Source organism: Cupriavidus sp. 05N38 (assembly GCF_056397345.1).
Genome location: NZ_JBFTNF010000045.1, coordinates 20,769 through 38,504, shown reverse-complemented (window position 1 = coordinate 38,504; position 17,736 = coordinate 20,769). Strand labels below are relative to the sequence as shown.

At 67.8% G+C, this 17,736-nt stretch carries 16 protein-coding genes and 1 tRNA gene; 10 read left to right on the top strand and 7 right to left on the bottom strand.

Annotation, left to right across the window (positions count from 1 at the left end):
- Nucleotides 1–360: 360 nt before the first annotated feature.
- From AC1DK4_RS27490 to AC1DK4_RS27460, 7 genes are all read right to left on the bottom strand, one after another.
- Nucleotides 361–1,071 (bottom strand): ABC transporter ATP-binding protein, encoded by a 711-nt coding sequence (locus AC1DK4_RS27490; protein WP_441616057.1) that lies wholly within the window; start codon nt 1,069–1,071, stop codon nt 361–363.
- Nucleotides 1,068–1,877 carry an ABC transporter ATP-binding protein gene (locus AC1DK4_RS27485; protein ID WP_441616059.1) on the bottom strand — a complete coding sequence of 270 codons (810 nt, stop codon included), beginning with the start codon at nt 1,875–1,877 and terminating at the stop codon, nt 1,068–1,070. The genes AC1DK4_RS27490 and AC1DK4_RS27485 overlap by 4 nt, the downstream gene beginning before the upstream one ends.
- Complete coding sequence (locus AC1DK4_RS27480; RefSeq protein ID WP_441616506.1) at nt 1,874–2,818, bottom strand: branched-chain amino acid ABC transporter permease; 945 nt, start codon at nt 2,816–2,818, stop codon at nt 1,874–1,876. Before AC1DK4_RS27480 ends, AC1DK4_RS27485 begins: the two co-directional genes overlap by 4 nt.
- Before the next feature lie 87 nt (nt 2,819–2,905).
- Nucleotides 2,906–3,772, bottom strand: coding sequence for a branched-chain amino acid ABC transporter permease (locus AC1DK4_RS27475; protein ID WP_441616060.1), 867 nt, complete (start codon nt 3,770–3,772; stop codon nt 2,906–2,908).
- Between the two features lie 146 nt (nt 3,773–3,918).
- Nucleotides 3,919–5,100, bottom strand: a complete 1,182-nt coding sequence (locus AC1DK4_RS27470; protein ID WP_441616062.1) for an ABC transporter substrate-binding protein — start codon at nt 5,098–5,100, stop codon at nt 3,919–3,921.
- A gap of 154 nt (nt 5,101–5,254) precedes the next feature.
- A complete protein-coding gene (locus tag AC1DK4_RS27465) occupies nt 5,255–6,070 on the bottom strand; it encodes an alpha/beta fold hydrolase (protein WP_441616064.1) in 816 nt (271 codons plus the stop codon).
- Nucleotides 6,071–6,197: 127 nt separating this feature from the next.
- Nucleotides 6,198–7,847, bottom strand: a complete 1,650-nt coding sequence (locus AC1DK4_RS27460; protein WP_441616066.1) for a benzoate-CoA ligase family protein — start codon at nt 7,845–7,847, stop codon at nt 6,198–6,200.
- A 225-nt stretch (nt 7,848–8,072) separates the two neighbouring features.
- Between AC1DK4_RS27460 and AC1DK4_RS27455 the strand changes: the two genes are divergently transcribed.
- The 10 genes from AC1DK4_RS27455 to AC1DK4_RS27410 all read left to right on the top strand — a co-directional run bounded on the left by AC1DK4_RS27455 (nt 8,073) and on the right by AC1DK4_RS27410 (nt 17,630).
- Nucleotides 8,073–9,011, top strand: a complete 939-nt coding sequence (locus AC1DK4_RS27455; RefSeq protein ID WP_477131902.1) for a helix-turn-helix transcriptional regulator — start codon at nt 8,073–8,075, stop codon at nt 9,009–9,011.
- Nucleotides 9,012–9,124: 113 nt separating this feature from the next.
- Nucleotides 9,125–10,816 carry a 2,3-epoxybenzoyl-CoA dihydrolase gene (gene boxC / locus AC1DK4_RS27450; protein WP_441616070.1) on the top strand — a complete coding sequence of 564 codons (1,692 nt, stop codon included), beginning with the start codon at nt 9,125–9,127 and terminating at the stop codon, nt 10,814–10,816.
- Between the two features lie 48 nt (nt 10,817–10,864).
- Nucleotides 10,865–12,301, top strand: coding sequence for a benzoyl-CoA 2,3-epoxidase subunit BoxB (gene boxB / locus AC1DK4_RS27445; protein WP_441616072.1), 1,437 nt, complete (start codon nt 10,865–10,867; stop codon nt 12,299–12,301).
- Between the two features lie 95 nt (nt 12,302–12,396).
- A complete protein-coding gene (gene boxA / locus AC1DK4_RS27440) occupies nt 12,397–13,644 on the top strand; it encodes a benzoyl-CoA 2,3-epoxidase subunit BoxA (RefSeq protein ID WP_441616074.1) in 1,248 nt (415 codons plus the stop codon).
- Nucleotides 13,645–13,778: 134 nt separating this feature from the next.
- Nucleotides 13,779–14,192, top strand: coding sequence for an MbcA/ParS/Xre antitoxin family protein (locus tag AC1DK4_RS27435; protein WP_441616076.1), 414 nt, complete (start codon nt 13,779–13,781; stop codon nt 14,190–14,192).
- Nucleotides 14,152–14,904 carry an RES family NAD+ phosphorylase gene (locus AC1DK4_RS27430; protein ID WP_441616078.1) on the top strand — a complete coding sequence of 251 codons (753 nt, stop codon included), beginning with the start codon at nt 14,152–14,154 and terminating at the stop codon, nt 14,902–14,904. The genes AC1DK4_RS27435 and AC1DK4_RS27430 overlap by 41 nt, the downstream gene beginning before the upstream one ends.
- Before the next feature lie 127 nt (nt 14,905–15,031).
- Nucleotides 15,032–15,107, top strand: a tRNA-Met gene (locus AC1DK4_RS27425).
- A gap of 193 nt (nt 15,108–15,300) precedes the next feature.
- Entirely contained in the window at nt 15,301–15,885 is a 585-nt protein-coding gene (locus AC1DK4_RS27420) for an NUDIX hydrolase (protein ID WP_441616080.1), read from the top strand.
- Between the two features lie 58 nt (nt 15,886–15,943).
- Entirely contained in the window at nt 15,944–16,696 is a 753-nt protein-coding gene (aat, locus tag AC1DK4_RS27415; RefSeq protein ID WP_441616082.1) for a leucyl/phenylalanyl-tRNA--protein transferase, read from the top strand.
- A gap of 91 nt (nt 16,697–16,787) precedes the next feature.
- A complete protein-coding gene (locus AC1DK4_RS27410) occupies nt 16,788–17,630 on the top strand; it encodes an arginyltransferase (protein WP_441616084.1) in 843 nt (280 codons plus the stop codon).
- Nucleotides 17,631–17,736 lie beyond the last annotated feature (106 nt).

Below are 17,736 nucleotides of genomic sequence, written 5' to 3'. Positions count from 1 at the left end.
GGATATGGGTCTGGTTGAAAGGCTCGCGCAACGCTTCCGGCGCCTGGCCGGACCGCCATGACTGGCGGAACTGGCAAAGCGGCCGAAACAGGCGAAACGGGCGAAACGTGCGAAACGGGCAACAGAACCCCGTCACGCTATTGCATTGCACAAACGCGCGCCATTCTAGATGAAGTGCCGGGAGACGACCACTGGGGAGCATCCTGCCTTGAGAACCTGCCTCGAGCCGGTGACTGGTCAAGCATGCGAGGGAAGCCCCGCCCGGTCAAGCGCTTGCGCGCGCCAGCGCACCAATTCCTGGCAGGGCCGCGCGGGCATGCCGTTGCTGCGTCGCCACAAAACATGCCTCTTAATCCACATCTATACGCCGAGGTAGCGGTCCAGCACGCCTGGCTGCGCGGACAGCTCCGCCGCGGGCCCGTTCATGACCACCAGGCCCTTCTCCAGCACCACCACGCGGTCGGCATTGGCCAGCACGGTGCGGAAGTTGCGGTCCACCACGACCGAGGCGATGCCGGTAGCGCGCACGGTGGCGATCACCTGCCAGATTTCCGCCACGATGCGCGGTGCCAGGCCCTCGGTGGCTTCGTCGAGGATCAGGCAGTCGGGATTGGTCATGAGCGCGCGGCCGATCGAAAGCATCTGCTGCTCGCCGCCGGACAACTGCTGCCCACCGTGAGCGAGGCGCTCCTTGAGGCGGGGGAACAGATCAAGCACCCTGGCCTCGTCCCAGTCGAGCCGGCCGGACGGTCCCTTGCGGGCCGCCATCACCAGGTTCTCGCGCACCGAGAGATTGGGGAAGATACCGCGCCCCTCGGGCACGTAGGCCACCCCCAGCCGCGCCACCTCATACGGCTGGGCACGCGAGACATCGCGCCCGCCGGCGAAGACGGTGCCCTGGCGCTGCCGCACATGCCCGAGCAGGGTCCGCAGCAGCGTGCTCTTGCCCATGCCGTTGCGGCCGAGCAAGCCCACCGTTTCGCCCTTGCCGACGCTGAAATCGATGCCGCGCAGGACATGGCTGCTGCCGTACCAGGCGTTCACGCCGGTGGCTGCGATCATTTCGCTCATGCTGCCTGCTCCTTGCATGCCGCGCGCTGCTGCCCGCCTGCGTGGGCTCCCCCGTGGTCGTCCTCTTCCCCCAGGTATGCCTGTTGCACCTCCCGGTTGACGCGGATCGCGTCCGGCTCGCCGGAGGCGATCACGGTGCCGTTGACCATCACCGTGATCCGGTCGGCGACCGAGAACACCGCTTCCATGTCATGCTCGACGAGCAGCACCGCGTGGCCGTCGCGCAGCGAGCGCAGCAGTGCCAGCATGCGCGCCGACTCCTCCGCGCCCATGCCCGCCAGCGGCTCGTCCAGCAACAGCACGGTGGGCTGCGTGGCCAGGCACATGGCCACCTCCAGCTGGCGCTTCTGGCCGTGTGACAAGGCGGCGGCCAAGGTATCGGCACAGCCGGCCAGGCCGGCGCAATCCATCGCCTCGTCGCCCAGCGCCCGGCTGGTGCGGCAGCGCTGCGCGCCCTCCCACAGGCGCCATGCGCGCTGGGCGCGCGACTGCGCCGCGAGGCGGCAGTTCTCGCGCACCGTCAGCGGCAGGAAGATATTGTTGCGCTGGTAGCTGCGGCCAATGCCCTCGCGCGCCAGCCGCGGCTGCGCCCACCCGGTCACATCGCGCCCCTGCAGCCGCAGGGTGCCCGAGGACGGCGGCAGCTCGCCGGAAAGCATATTGATCAGCGTGGACTTGCCAGCGCCGTTGGTGCCGATCACGGCGTGGATCTCATGCAGGGCGAGGTCGATATCCACGTCGCCCACTGCCGTGAGTCCGCCGAAGCGGCGCGTCAGCTTGCGGGCCGACAAGACCGGTGCGTTCATCGCGATTCTCCTTGGCGGCGGCGCGCGAACACGCGCGCCAGGCTGATCAGCCCGTGCGGCAGCAAGGCCACCGCCACGATGATGAAGCCGCCCATCAGCAATTGCCAGTGCTTGGTCAGCGTGCTGAACCATTCCGCCAGCAAGACGAAGGAAAAGGCGCCCAGTACCGCGCCGGCCAGGCTGCCCGCCCCGCCCAGGATCACCATCAGCATGGCATTGCCAGACTGGTGCCAGGATGCGATTTCCGGGTTGACGAAGCCATACTGGATCGCATACAGGTAGCCTGCCAGCCCGGCGAAGGTCCCGGCCACCACGAAGGCGCCGAGCTGGTAGCGGTAGGTGGCATAGCCCGCCGCGCGCATGCGCTGCTCGTTGTGCCGGATGCCCACCAGCGCGTGGCCGAAGCGCGAGCGCAGCACCAGCGCCAGCCCCGCCACCGTCAGCACCAGCGCGCCGAGCACCAGCCAGTAGAAATGCGCGACGTCGTTGACGTCGAACGGACGCGCGCCCAGCAGATCGAACTCGGGCCGGAAATAGATATAGGTGCCGTCGCTGCCGCCTGCGATCTTGGTGTCGTGGAACACGAAGAACACCATCTGGGCGAAGGCCAGCGTGACCATGATGAAATAGATGCCGCGCGTGCGCAGCACCAGCGCGCCCACCACCAGCGCCAGCGCCGCCGCCGCGCCGAGCGCGCCTAGCAGCAGCAGCCAGCCGTTGCCGGGACCGGCCTGCGGCGCCAGTATCGCGGTAGCGTAGGCCGCCACCGCGAAATAGGCCGCGTGTCCCAGGCTGACCAGCCCGGTGTAGCCGATCAGCAGCTGCAGCGACAGCGCGAAGATCGCCATGATCATGACCTTGCTGAGCAGCTCGATATAGAAGCGCTGCCCTTCCGCGCCCAGCAGCAGCGGCATCACGGCCAGCGCCGCGAACACCGCCATCCAGCCCAGCCCGCCGCGCCAGGGCACGGCCCCGGCACGCACGCGCGGCGCGCCATCCAGTGCATTGATATCGCTCGGCATATCTTCCTACCCCGCCTTGAACAAGCCCTGGGGTTTCCAGAGCAGGATGAGTGCCATCAGCAGGTAGACCAGCACGCCCGAGGCCTCCTGCCAGAACACCTTGCCGAAGGTATCGACGAAACCCAGCAGCAGCGACGCCACCATGGCGCCCTTGACAGAGCCGATGCCGCCGATCACCACCACCACGAAGCACACGATCAGCACCTGGCCGCCCATGCCCGGGTAGACCGAGGACACCGGCGCGGCGATCATGCCGGCCAGCACCGCCAGCGCCACGCCGAGCGCGAACACGAACCGGTACAGCACCGTCACGTTGATGCCGAGCGACTGCACCATCTCCCGGTTGGTGGCGCCGGCGCGGATCATCATGCCCAGGCGCGTGCGACGGATCACCACGTACATGGCGGCCGCCACCAGCAGGCAGATCGCCGAGATGAACAGGCGATAGACCGGATAGGTCATGTCGTTGCCGATCGGCAGCGCCCAGTCGAGGATGGGCGGCACGGTGACACCGTGGACGTCGTCGTCCACCAGGATGCTGCGCATTTCCTCGAAGACCAGGATCAGGCCGTAGGTCATCAGCACCTGCTGCAGGTGCTCGCGCTGATAGAGATAGCTGAAGAACACCCACTCAAGCACATAGCCGAATGCTACCGCCAGCACGATGCCCAGCGGGATGGCGACCAGCAGGTTGCCGGTCAGCCCGGCCAGCGTGAAGGCCAGGTAGGCGCCCAGCATGTAGAAGCTGCCATGGGCGAGGTTGATCACGCCCATGATGCCGAAGATCAGCGTCAGGCCGCTCGCCACGAGGAAGAGCAGCAAGCCGTACTGGATGCTGTTAAGGCACTGTATGAAGAAGGAAACGATATCCATGGATGCCCATGCGCCAAAGCGGCAACGCAGTTGCGGTATGCGACCGCGCCGTCCCGCGGCTGGCGCGGGGACGCGGCGCGGAGGAACTGACTTTGGCCCGCCACCGCGCGATCGGCGGGCCGCGGCGGTCAGCCGCCATCAGCCGCTCAGAGGCGGCAGCCGCGCGCCGGATCGGCCAGCGCCTTCACGGCGATGCCGCCGATCTTGTTCTCGCGGCCATCGACCTTGCGCAGGTAGAAGTCCTGCACCGGGTTATGCGCCTTCGACAGCGTAAAGGAGCCGCGCGGGCTGTCCACCCGGGTCTGCTCCATCGCCTTGATCACCTCGGCCTTCTTGCCCATGTCGCCCTTGACCGCGTTCGCCCCCGCGGCCAGCAGCTGGGCGGCGTCGTAGCCTTGCACCGCGTAGACGTCCGGCTGCAGCTTGTAGGTCTTGGCGTAGCCCAGGCGGAAGCTCTGGTCGCGCGGGTTGGCCAGGCCGTCGGCGTAGTGCAGCGTGGTTTCCAGGCCCTGCGCGGCCGGGCCCTGCGCCTCCAGCGTGCCGTCGGTGAGGAACCCCGAAGCGTACAGCGGGATCTTGTCCTTGAGGCCAGCCGCGGCCCAGTCCTTGACGAACTTCACGGCGCCGCCGCCGGCGAAGAACACGAACACGGCGTCCGGCTTGATCGACGCCACCTCGGTGATCAGCGCCTGGAACTCGACATTGGGGAACGGCAGGCTCAGCTCCTTCACCACCTTGCCGCCCTTGGCCTCGAAGGCCTCCTTGAAGCCCTTGACCGACTGCTCCCCGGCCGCGTACTTCCATGTCAGCGTGACCACCTTCTTCATGCCGCGATCGGCGAGCACATGGCCCATGGCATAGCCGGGCTGCCAGTTCGAGAACGAGGAGCGGAAGATGTTCGGGCCGCACAGCGGGCCGGTGGCTTCGTCCACGCCCGCGTTGGGAATGATCAGCAGCGTGTTGTTTTCCTTGGCCACCTTGACGATGCCCATCTGCACGCCCGAATGCACGGTGCCCACCACCACGTCGACCTGGTCGCGCTTGATCAGCTTGGTGGCATTCTCCGGCGCCTTGGCCGGATCGGACTCGTCGTCGACCTTGAAGTATTCGATTTCCCGGCCGCCGAGCTTGCCGCCCTGCTCCTGCACATACATCTTGAAGCCGTTCTCGATGGCATTGCCGAGCGACGCGTAGGTGCCCGTGTAGGGCAGCATGAACCCGACCTTGATCTTGCCGGTGCCCTGGGCGGCAGCGCCGCCGGCGAAGGCAAGGGATGCCGCGATGGCAAGGCAAGCGGGGGCCAGCCCGCGCGATGTAAAGCGATGCATGGATGTCTCCTCTGGTGGTCAAGCCGACTTCCGTCGCCGTGGCATGCATCGCCCGCCGGCAGGCTCCGCACCGTGACGGCCAGGCGTGCGCCGCAAAGGCGCCACGGATGACCGCAATGGCAGGAAACGCAGGCTGACGCGCAGGGGCGCGAAATTATTTTAGGTATGAAGTATGTGTCGTTATAAACCGGACTGCCGCCTGCGTCAACGGGTCCGGCTGGTCGCGATGTGGCGAGTGCCCGCACCGCGCGAGTTTAAGCAGCACGGTTTGCGGCGCATATCGATGGATACCCTCGATCTGTTCCATGGTCCCGTACTCGTCGTCCTCGCCCTGCACCGCCAGTACCGGGCAGCGCAGTTGTGCCAGCAGCGGGCGCAGGTCGAAGGCGCGGAAGGCGGGGTCGAGCCAGATGTCGTTCCAGCCCCAGAAGGCCGAATCCACATCGTCGTGGTAGCGCGCCAGCTTGCTGCGCAGGTCGGTCTGCAGGTAGGCCTCGCGCGTGGCCTGGATGCTGGTGACCGAGATGTCTTCCACGATGATGTGCGGCGCCAGCACGGTGATGCCATCCACCGCCTGGGGGAAGCTGGCCGCATGGATCAGCGCGATCGAGCCGCCGTCGCTATGGCCGAACAGCCAGGGCGCGCCCTGGCCGCGGCCAGGCCCGATGTCCAGCGCATCGAACAGCGCAGGCAAGGCCTCGCGCGCCTGGCGGTGCATGAAATCGACGCCCCACTTTTCCTCGGCCGGGCGCGGCGTCGCGCGGCCGTAGCCGTAGCGCGAGATCACGAGGCCGCGAAAATCGCCGGCCTCGCAGAGCGTGGCGGGATAGTCGCGCCACAAACCGACCGAACCGAGGCCTTCGTGCAGGAAGACCAGCAGCGGGCGTTCGCGCCGTTCGGGCCTGAGCCACTGCACCTCCACCCGGATACGGCGGCCGTCGAAGGGAATCTCAACCAACTCGCTTTGCATGCATCTGCCTGTTGTTGCTGTCTTGTCGCTGTCTCGTCGCTGTCTCGTCGCTGTCTCGTCGCTGTCTCGTCGCTGTCTCGTCGCTGTCTCGTCGCTGTCCTTGCCTTGCGCTGCCGATCCCGGCCCGTCAGCCCGCATCGGCCGGCGCCGGGCGGGTGGCTTCGGCGGCGCCGGCGGCTTCTTCGCGCTGGCGCAGGCGGAAGCGCTGGATTTTGCCGGTGGCGGTCTTCGGCAGCTCCGCCACGCACTCGATCTGGCGCGGGTATTTGTAGGGCGCCAGGCGCGACTTGACGAAGGCTTGCAGCTCCGCGGCCATCCCCTCGTGCCAGGGCTGGCCCGGCCGCGGCACGACGAAGGCCTTCGGCTTGACCAGCCCGTCGGCATCGCTCACGCCGATCACCGCGGCTTCGAGTATCGCCGGATGCTGGGCCAGCACGGCCTCCACCTCGAACGGCGAGACATAGATGCCGCCTACCTTGAGCATGTCGTCGCTGCGCCCCGCGTAGATGAAATAGCCATCGGCGTCCTGCAGGTACTTGTCGCCGCTGCGCGTCCATTCGCCCACGAAGGTGTCGCGGCTCTTGTCGCGGTTGCCCCAGTACATCAGCGCGGCGCTGGGTCCCTTGATGAAGAGGTCGCCGATCTCGCCCGGCGCGCACGGATGGCCCGCCTCGTCGAGCAGCTTGACCTCGTAGCCCGGGACCGGCTTGCCGGTGGTCCCGTAGCGCACCTCGCCGGGCCGGTTCGAGAGGAAAATGTGGAGCATCTCCGTCGAGCCGATGCCGTCGAGGATGTCGCAGCCGAAATGCGCCAGGAAGCGGTCGCCGATATCCCTGGGCAGCGCCTCGCCCGCCGAGGTACACACGCGCAGCGAGACCTGCGCGCGCGGCGGCAGCTCGGCCGCCGCCAGCATGCCGGCGTAGAGCGTGGGCACGCCGCAGAACACGGTCGGGCGCTGCTCGCACAGGCGGCGGAACACGGCCTGCGGCGTGGGCCGCTCGGCCATCAGCACGGTGGTGGCGCCCACGGAAAGCGGAAAGGTGAGCGCATTGCCAAGCCCATAGGCGAAGAACAGCTTGGCCGCCGAAAACACCACGTCGTCCTCGCGCAGGCCCAGCACCTGGCGCGCATAGAGATCGGCGGTATGGAACAGGTTGCCGTGGGTATGCACCGTGCCCTTCGGGCGTCCGGTGGAGCCGGATGAATAGAGCCAGAAGGCAATGTCGTCCTGGCGGGTGGCGGCCGCCTCGGCCAGGGCGATGCCCTGCTCCGCCATGCCGGCCACGCTCGGCGCGGCACGGTCATCATCGGCATCGGGCGCGGCGAGGACAAATGCGGGCGCGCAGCCCGCCCTGGCGGCGGCTTGGCGCAGCACGCCCGCCAGTGGCGCCGAAACCACCACGGCGCGCGCGCCGCTGTGCTCCAGCATATAGGCGTAGTCGTCGACGGTCAGCAACGTATTGACGGCCACCGGCACCACGCCGGCCAGCAGGCAGCCGAGGAACGCCGTGGGGAAATCGATGGTGTCGAGCGCGCACAGCAGCAAGCGCTCCTCCGGGCGTATGCCGCTGGCCAGCAGGGCCGACGCGAAGCGGCGGCAACGCTGCTCGAGTGCCGCGAAGCTCAGCGTACCGGTGTCGTCTATATAGGCGGTCTTGGCGCCGCGGCCGGCGGCAAGGTTGCGGCCGAGCAGGTCGGCTGCCGCGTTGTAGCGGGCCGGCAGCGCGGCCACGGCTGCTCCGGCCGGCGGTTGCGGGGATGCAACTGGGGGCGTCATGTCTCCACTCCTCGGTGCCGTTCCCGGGATGCGCATGGCGCCCGGGGATACGAAGTCGGTTTTTTTCGGCAGCGTGCTTGTCTGCTTCTTTTGACAATGCATTTTATTGCATATCGACTATTATGCAAGCAGAGAAATGCACTATATGACACGAGTAATGTGTCGCTTATAATCGCCACCCCGCCGCAACCGGCGGCCTTCCATCATCTCCTTTGCCGCCCCGCCATGCGCCGCGATCCTGACCCCCTGCTGGCCCCCGACCCCGCCGGCGCCCGCCACCCCGGCGAGCGCGACCCCTACCTGACCCAGCTGGGCGAGCGCATCCGCTCGCTGCGCGCTGCGCGCGGCATGTCGCGCAAGGACCTGGCGCGCGGCGCCGAGGTGTCGGAGCGCTACCTGGCGAACCTGGAAACCGGCACCGGCAACGCGTCTGTGCTGCTCCTGCGCCAGGTCGCGCGCGCGCTCGACGTGCCGCTGCCGGTGGTGCTGGCCGAGATCGACAACCGCCATGCACAGGACGGCCAGCCGGCCGCCGAGTTCGCGCAGATGGTGCAATGGCTGGCGCAACTGCCCGCGGGCGACCTGGCGCGCGTGCGCGAAGCCTGCCGCCACGCGCTGGCGCCATCCGAATCGCACGATGCGCGCCACCGCCGCATCACCCTGATCGGCCTGCGCGGCGCGGGCAAATCCACGCTGGGACGCGCCCTGGCCGAGGCCATGGAAGTGCCCTTCGTGGAACTCAACGGCGCCATCGAACAGGAAGCCGGCGCCAGCCTGGCGGAAATCCACTCGCTCTATGGCCAGGCCGCGTACCGCCGCTATGAAATGCGCGYGCTGGAACGCGTGCTGCGCGACAACGACCGCATGGTGCTCGCCACGCCTGGCAGCCTGGTCTCCGAGCCGTCGACGTTCAACCTGCTGCTGGCGCGCTGCTACACCGTGTGGGTAAGAACCTCGGCCGAGGAACACATGGCGCGCGTGGTGGCGCAGGGCGATATGCGGCCGATGGAAGGCAACCGCGAAGCCATGGCCGACCTGCGCCGCATCCTGCAGGCCCGCACGCCACTCTATTCCCGCGCCGACCTGACGATCGACACCAGCGGCCAGGATCCGGCCGCGTCCCTGCAAACGCTGCGCGCGCAACTCCGGCTGATCGGCGCCTGAGCATGCGCGTGCGCGGCCGGCCTAAGGCTGACCCGGGATTGCGCCGTGCGTCTCAATGCACTATATTTCATCGCACAAGGTGATCAAAAATATAATGCATACAGGAGACCACGATGTCCGACACCGCTGCGTCCGCATCCCCATCCGGTGACCAGGCAACACCGGTCACGTTCGAACGCGACCCGGCCCAGTATCGCCACTGGAAACTGACCTTCGACGGCCCGGTCGCCACGCTCGCCATGGACGTGGACGAGAACGCCGGGCTGCGCCCCGGCTACGCCTTAAAGCTGAATTCCTACGACCTCGGCGTCGACATCGAACTGCACGATGCCCTGCAGCGCATCCGCTTCGAACACCCCGAGGTGCGCACGGTGGTGCTCACCAGCGCGAAGGACCGCATCTTCTGCTCCGGCGCCAATATCTTCATGCTCGGCAAGTCGTCCCATGCGTGGAAGGTGAATTTCTGCAAGTTCACCAACGAGACCCGCAACGGCATCGAGGACGCCAGCCGCCACTCCGGCCTGAAGTTCATCGCCGCCTGCAATGGCACCACCGCGGGCGGCGGCTACGAGCTGGCGCTGGCCTGCGACGAGATCGTGCTGGTGGACGACCGTGCCTCGGCCGTCAGCCTGCCGGAGGTGCCGCTGCTGGGCGTGCTGCCCGGTACCGGCGGCCTGACGCGCGTCACCGACAAGCGCCGGGTGCGGCGCGATCATGCCGACATCTTCTGCACCACCACCGAAGGGGTGCGCGGGCAACGCGCGCGCGACTGGAAGCTGGTCGATGAAGTGGTCAAGCCGGCCCGCTTCGCCGAATACGTGCAGCAGCGCGCCCTGGCGCTCGCCGCCGGCAGCGACCGGCCCGCGAACCAGCGCGGCGTGCGGCTCACGCCGCTCTCGCGCAGCCAGGATGCCCACGGCTATCGCTACGACACCGTGCAGGTCCACCTGGACCCCGCCGCCCGCAAGGTGACGCTGACCGTGGCCGGGCCCGGCAAACACCAGCCGCAGACGATCGAAGCCATCGTCGCCGCGGGGGCCGACTGGTGGCCGCTGAAGATGGCGCGCGAACTGGACGACGCCATCCTCACGCTGCGCGCCAACCACCTGGACCTTGGCATCTGGATCCTCAAGACCGAAGGCGACCCGCGCCAGGTGCTGGCCAGCGACGCCCTGCTGGCGGCGCATGCCGGGCACTGGTTCGTGCGCGAGACCATCGGCATGCTGCGACGCACGCTGGCGCGCCTGGACGTCACCTCGCGCAGCCTGTTCGCCCTGATCGAGCCGGATTCCTGCTTTGCCGGCACATTGCTGGAGCTGGCGCTGGCCGCCGATCGCAGCTACATGCTGCATTTGCCCGACGCGCCCGACGACGCGCCGCGCCTGTTTGCCAGCGCCGCCAACTTCGGCAGCTATCCGATGCCCAACGGCCTCACGCGCCTGGCCGCGCGCTTCTACCAGGACGAAGCCGCCATCGAAGCCGTGCGCAGCCATGCCGGCGCGCCGCTCGACGCGCTCAGCGCGGCCTCGCTCGGGCTGGTCACCGCCACCCCGGACGACATCGACTGGGAAGACGAGATCCGCATCGCCATCGAGGAACGCGCAAGCCTGTCGCCCGATGCGCTGACCGGGCTCGAGGCCAACCTGCGCTTCGGCCCGGTGGAAACCATGGCGACCCGCGTCTTTGGCCGCCTGACGGCATGGCAGAACTGGATCTTCAACCGCCCCAACGCGGTCGGCGAGCAAGGCGCCCTCAAGGTATTCGGCACCGGCAACAAGGCCCGCTTCGACCGCGAGCGCGTGTAGGCCCGCACAGACATTACAAGCCGGCTCGCACAAGAAGCCGGCGCAGACATGGAGACCCCCGTGAGCATCGACTACAGCCAGAAGATCCCCAACAACGTCAACCTGTCCGACGACCGCGCCCTGCAGCGCGCACTCGAACACTGGCAACCGGCCTTTCTCGACTGGTGGCGCGACATGGGGCCGGAAGGCTCGCATCAGCACGACGTCTACCTGCGCACGGCCGTATCGGTGGATCCTGCGGGCTGGGCGCATTTCGAGCACGTCAAGATGCCGGACTACCGCTGGGGCATCTTCCTGCAGCCTGCGGACCCGGGGCGCCGCATCCATTTCGGCGAGCACAAGGGCGAGGCGGCCTGGCAGGAAGTCCCGGGCGAGCACCGCGCCAACCTGCGCCGCATCATCGTCACCCAGGGCGATACCGAGCCGGCCTCGGTGGAGCAGCAGCGTCACCTCGGCATGACCTGCCCTTCGCTCTACGACCTGCGCAACCTGTTCCAGGTCAATGTGGAGGAAGGGCGCCACCTGTGGGCCATGGTTTACCTGCTGCACCGCCATTTCGGCCGCGATGGCCGCGAAGAAGCCGAGGCCCTGCTGGGCCGCCGCTCCGGCGACGAAGACAACCCGCGCATCCTGGGCGCCTTCAACGAGCGCACCCCCGACTGGCTGGCCTTCTTCATGTTCACGTACTTCACCGACCGCGACGGCAAGTTCCAGCTATGCGCGCTGGCCGAGTCGAGCTTCGACCCGCTGGCGCGCACCACGCGCTTCATGCTGACCGAGGAGGCCCACCATATGTTCGTGGGCGAATCGGGTGTCTCGCGCGTGATCCAGCGCACCTGCGAAGTCATGCGCGAGCGCGATATCCGCGATCCGGCCGACGTGCGCGCCGCCGGCGTGATCGACCTGCAGACCATCCAGCGCTACCTCAACTTCCACTACAGCGTGACGATCGACCTGTTCGGCGCGGACCAGTCGTCCAACGCCGCCACCTTCTACAGCGCCGGGCTCAAGGGCCGCTTCGAGGAGGGCAAGCGCGACGACGACCATGTGCTGAAGAACGATGTCTACCGCATCCTCGACGTCAGGGACGGCCGCCTGGGCGAGCGCGAGGTGCCCATGCTCAACGCACTCAACGAAGTGCTGCGCGATGACTACATCAAGGATTCCGTGGGCGGCATCGCGCGCTGGAACAAGGTGATCGAGAAGCACGGCATCGATTTCCGCCTGACCGTGCCGCACAAGGCCTTCAACCGCAAGATCGGCAGCTTCGCCAATGTCCATGTGTCGCCGTCCGGCGAACTGCTGACCGAGGCGCAATGGCAGGCCCGCGAGCGTGAATGGCTGGCCACGGAAGAAGACCGCGCCTTCGTGGCCTCGCTGATGGGGCGCGTGACCGAGCCCGGCAGGTACGCCAACTGGATCGCGCCGCCGATGGTGGGCGTCAACCGCCAGCCGGCGGACTTCGAGTACGTGCGCTTCAACTGACGGACCGGGCGACGACCCGGCCGGCGGTACAGGAAACGGGCGGTGCAGCGGCGGCAGCAGACCGGCCGCCGCCGCCAAACCGAGAGAGACAAGAGATGGGCGCCCCCGACATCATCAAGCAGCACCTGATCGACCCCGAGATCTGCATACGCTGCAATACCTGCGAAGACACCTGCCCGATCGACGCGATCACCCACGACGACCGCAACTACGTGGTCAGGGCCGACGTATGCAACGGCTGCGGCGCCTGCCTGCCGCCCTGCCCGACCGGCGCCATCGACAACTGGCGTTTGCTGCCCAAGCGTGACGCCTATCCCGTCGAAGCCCAGCTGCTGTGGGATGAACTGCCGGCAAGCGTCCCGTTGCCGGCGGACCTGGGCGCCCCCGCGGAGCCGGACGGGCCCGCGCCAGATGGCGTGCCGGTGGCGCCACCGGAGGCGCTGGCGCAGCAGGTAGAGACCAGCCGCCACGCCTCGCCGAGGGCGCCGTGGTCGGCCGCGCATCCCTATGTGAACCTGCACGGCGTGCGCGCGCCGGTCGCGGCTGTCGTGGCCGGCAATTACCGCCTGACCGCCGAGGACGCTTCCAGCGACGTCCACCACATCGTGCTGGATTTCGGGCAGCACTTTTTCCCCGTGCTCGAAGGCCAGGCCATCGGCATCGTGCCGCCCGGCACCGATGCGTCCGGCAAGCCGCACTACATCCGCATGTATTCCATCGCCAGCCCCCGCGACGGCGAGCGGCCCGGCTACAACAACCTGGCGCTCACCGTGAAGCGCGTGCTGCAGGATCACGAAGGGCGTCCGGTAGCCGGCGTGGCGTCAAACTTCCTGTGCGACCTGGCGCGTGGCGACGAAGTGCGCGTGGTGGGCCCGTTCGGCAGCACCTTCCTGATGCCGAACCACCGCGAAGCCAGCGTGATGATGATCTGCACCGGCACCGGCTCGGCCCCGATGCGCGCCATGACCGAGCGGATGCGCCGCAACCTGGACCATTTCGCCGGCCAGCGCATGCTGTTCTTCGGCGCGCGCAATGCGCGCGAATTGCCGTACTTCGGCCCGCTGATGAAGTTGCCGCCGAGCTTTCTCGATATCCATTTCGCCTTTTCGCGCGATCCCGGCCAGCCCCGCCGCTATGTGCAGGACGCCATCCGCGAGGCCAGCGCGCGCGTGTGCGAGTTGCTCAACGACCCGCACGGCCATGTCTACATCTGCGGGCTCAAGGGCATGGAGGAAGGCGTGCTGAACGCGTTCGCGCACGCCTGCGCCGCCACCGGCCTGCCCTGGCCGGAGCTGGAGGCGGCCATGAAGGCGGAGGGCCGCCTGCATATCGAGACCTATTGAGCGAATGACAGGGTACGCAAGAGACGCAGGGACCACGCCGGGACTTCCCGGGAGATTATCCGCAAGGTGTTGTTTAGTGCTTCCCTTGCGAAACGTGGCGCCTATAATGTTTCTCAAGAAACAGGAGCGAGGCGATGCAAACCAGGCAAGTTTCCGACCATGTATCCGAGCGTATTCCTGACCGTGGCTCAGCAGCCAGTCCGGATCCCGGCACCACCCTGACCAAGGCCGTCATGCGCGCGGCCGGCTTCCTGGGCATCAGCCAGGCAGGCGTGGCCAGCGTGCTGGGCATCAGCACGGCATCGGTGTCGCGCATGGCTTCGGGCGGCTACGTGCTCGATTCGCACCGCAAGGAGTGGGAGTTCGGCGTGCTGTTCGTGCGCCTGTTCCGCTCGCTCGACGCCATCCTGGGCCACAGCGACCAGGCCCGCCTCTGGCTGGCCAACGAAAACCTGGCTCTCGGCGGCAAGCCGAGCGATCTGATCCGCACTACCGAGGGCCTGGTACGTGTCGTCCACTATCTGGATGCAACCCGCGGTCGCGTCTGAGCGCCGGCCGTTCGCGCTGACGCTCTGGCGCGCGGTGGAGGCGCAGCACGTGGTCTCGACCATGCCGCTGGTCGACAGCCTGGAAGAACAGGCCGTGCTGGAGGCCGTGCTCGATGCCGGCAAGCCCGCCGTGCCGGCCGAGGCGCGCCACCTCCACTATCTCCTGTTCACGCCGTTCCGCTACCCGCCTTCGCTCTGGGGCTCGCGTTTTCGTGGAGAGCAGGATCCGGGCGTGTTCTATGGCGCGGAGCAGATCCGCACCGCCTGCGCCGAGCTTGGCTACTGGCGCTGGCGCTTCCTGCGCGACAGCCCCGCGCTGCCGCGCATCGACGCGCGTCCGCACACGTTGTTCCAGGTCAGCGTGCGCACCGACGGCATCGCACTCGATGCGCCCCCGTTCGCGGAAGACGCGGCCAGATGGACCGACCCCGACAACTACGATGCCTGCCATGCGCTGGCACGTTCAGCGCGCGAGGCCGGCCTCGGCATGATCCGCTATACCTCGGTGCGCGATCCCGGCCACGGCCCCTGCGCGGCACTCCTGACGCCACGCGCCTTTGCCGAACCACACCCGCTCGTGACGACCACCTGGATGCTGACCGTGCGGCCCGACCGCGTCATCTGGCAGCGCGACGACCTGTTGCAGCGCGACAGTTTCCAGTTCCCCGCCGACTCCTGGCTGCCGGCCGCGACAGCGCCCCGGCGCGAGTGAACGCCGCGCCGCGCCGCGCCATGCAGTCCAACCTGCATGGCGTTCCCGCTGCGCCCCCCGACACCAAATTGTGACTGGGGTGTTGCAATGCAAAAGGAATTACCATATAATCTTTTTCTTCGACGGACGCGGGGTGGAGCAGTTGGCAGCTCGTCGGGCTCATAACCCGAAGGTCGCAGGTTCAAGTCCTGCCCCCGCAACCAACGCCGTGCAGTTCGATGCAACGGTCGTCGAGACACAAGACAACGCCCATCACGGGCGTTTTTTGTTTTGTGCGCCGGACGATCTACATCGGCATCCGGACATTCCCGAATCCCCCCTGCCCCAGCGCATCCCACCGCCCGGCAGCGTCCGTCGGCGGTGATACACTTTCGCCATTCCTCCCGGACGCCCCTCATGAAATTCTGCTCGAACTGCGGCCATGCGGTCGTGCTGCGCATCCCCGAAGGCGACTCGCGCCCGCGCCACCTGTGCGAGAGCTGCGGCACCATCCATTACGTCAACCCGCGCAATGTGGTCGGCACCATTCCCGTGTGGGAGGACAAGGTCCTTCTGTGCAAGCGCGCGATCGAACCCCGCTATGGCTTCTGGACGCTGCCGGCCGGCTTCATGGAAATCGGCGAGACCACCGCGCAGGGCGCCGCGCGCGAGACACTGGAGGAAGCCGGCGCGCGCGTACAGGTCGGCGAACTGTTTTCGATCCTGAATGTGCCGCATGTCCATCAGGTGCACATGTTCTACCTGGCCACGCTGGAGGATCTCGATATCAGCGCGGGCGAGGAAAGCCTGGAAGTGAAGCTGGTGGAAGAGGCGGACGTTCCGTGGGACGAACTGGCCTTCCCCACCGTGATCCACTCGCTGCGATGCTTCTTCGCCGACCGTGCCGCGGGCCGGCTGGCCGACGGCAGCTTCCGCCTGCACAGCCTGGATATCGACAAGCCGATGCGCCCGCTTACCAGCCGCGCCACGGTCGAGCCCTGATTCCTGGTCCATCCATCCCGAGGCAAACCCCCGCTGCCCGCAAGCCCGTCAATCCTGCATGATCACCTGGCTGGATCCGCATGATCCGTTTCCGCCGGTCGAGCGTGCGCTCGGCCCGGGCACGGACGCGCCCGGCTTGCTCGCGGCCAGCCGCGAACTGTCGGCCCAGCGCCTGCTGCTGGCTTACCGGCAAGGCATCTTCCCCTGGTACGCCGAGGGCCAGCCGGTGCTGTGGTGGAGCACGGACCCCCGCATGGTGCTGGCGCCGCAGGCGCTGCGCGTCTCCGCCACCTTCCGCAAGACCCTCAAGCGCGTGCTGCGCGACCCGGACTGGGAAATCCGCATCGACGTCGATTTCGTCGAGGTAATGCAGGCCTGCGCCCTCACGCCCCGCGACGGACAGCACGGCACTTGGATCACCGAAGACATCATCGCCGCCTATGGTGCACTGCATCGCAACGGCCTGGCCCACTGCGTGGAAAGCTGGTACCGCGGCGAGCGCGTGGGCGGCCTGTACGGCGTGGCGCTGGGGCGCATGTTCTACGGTGAATCGATGTTTGCGCGGCGCACCGATGCGTCCAAGATCGCACTGGCCGCCTTATGCGCGTTCCTCGGCATGCACGGCGTGGCGATGATAGACTGCCAGCAGGAAACCGACCACCTGGCCTCGCTCGGCGCCAGCCCGATTCCCCGCGCGGAGTTCGCGGCGCATGTGCGCATCGCCACCCGCCAGCCGGAAATCGTGCCGTGGCGCTTCGACAAGACGGTGCTGCAGCATTGGACTCAGGCTGCGGATCCGGCCCAGGCCTAGCGGGTCGCCCGGCGCCTTGGCCGCAAGCCCGGCGGGCGCGGCGCGGACGGCTTCCCCGCCTTGCCGTTTCACCTCTGGCCGTTGCAGACACATGAGCAAGCTAAAGGAACTACCCCTTTCCGCGCTGCAGTTCTACGCCACTGCGCCCTACGCTTGCAGCTATCTCGACGGGCGCATGGCGCGCTCGCAGGTAGCCACCCCGGCCCACCTGATCAATGCCGACGTCTATTCGCGGCTGGTGCGTGCCGGCTTTCGCCGCAGCGGCATCTTCACCTACCGGCCCTACTGCGACGAATGCCACGCCTGCACGCCCTGCCGCGTGCTGGTGGACCGCTTCCAGCCGGACCGCAGCCAGCGCCGCGCCTGGCGGCAGCACCAGGACCTGCAGGCGCTGGTGGCGCCGCTGACCTACGTCGAAGAGCACTACGCGCTATATCTGCTGTACCAGTCGATGCGCCACGCCGGCGGCGGCATGGACCAGGACAGCCGCGACCAGTACGAGCAGTTCCTGCTGCAAAGCCGCGTCAACTCCCGCCTGGTGGAGTTCCGCGAGCCGCCGGGCTCGCCGCAGGCCGGGCGCCTGCGCATGGTCAGCATGATCGACGTGCTCGACGACGGACTGTCTTCGGTCTACACCTTCTACGATCCGCTGGAGACGGGCGCCAGCTATGGCACCTACAACATCCTGTGGCAGATCCGGCAGGCGCGGGAACTCGCCCTGCCCCATCTCTACCTTGGCTACTGGATCGCCGACAGCCGCAAGATGGCCTACAAGGCGCGCTACCAGCCGCTCCAGGTGCTGACCGGCAACCAGTGGCGCTCGTTCGACGCGCCGCCCGTCCCTGCGCCACCGGGCTCGCCGACGGCGGCACCCGTGATCCCGTCGCAGCCCGGCGACGAGGACGGCGCAAGCGAGAACCTGCCCGGCCGGTAGCCAGGCGCCGGCCTGCGGCGTTGTGCAAACCCGGCAGGCCCGGCAGGCCTGGTGGCGGCTCAACCGTTACAATGCCGGCCTGGTCCCGACTTCCAAGCTGACTCCC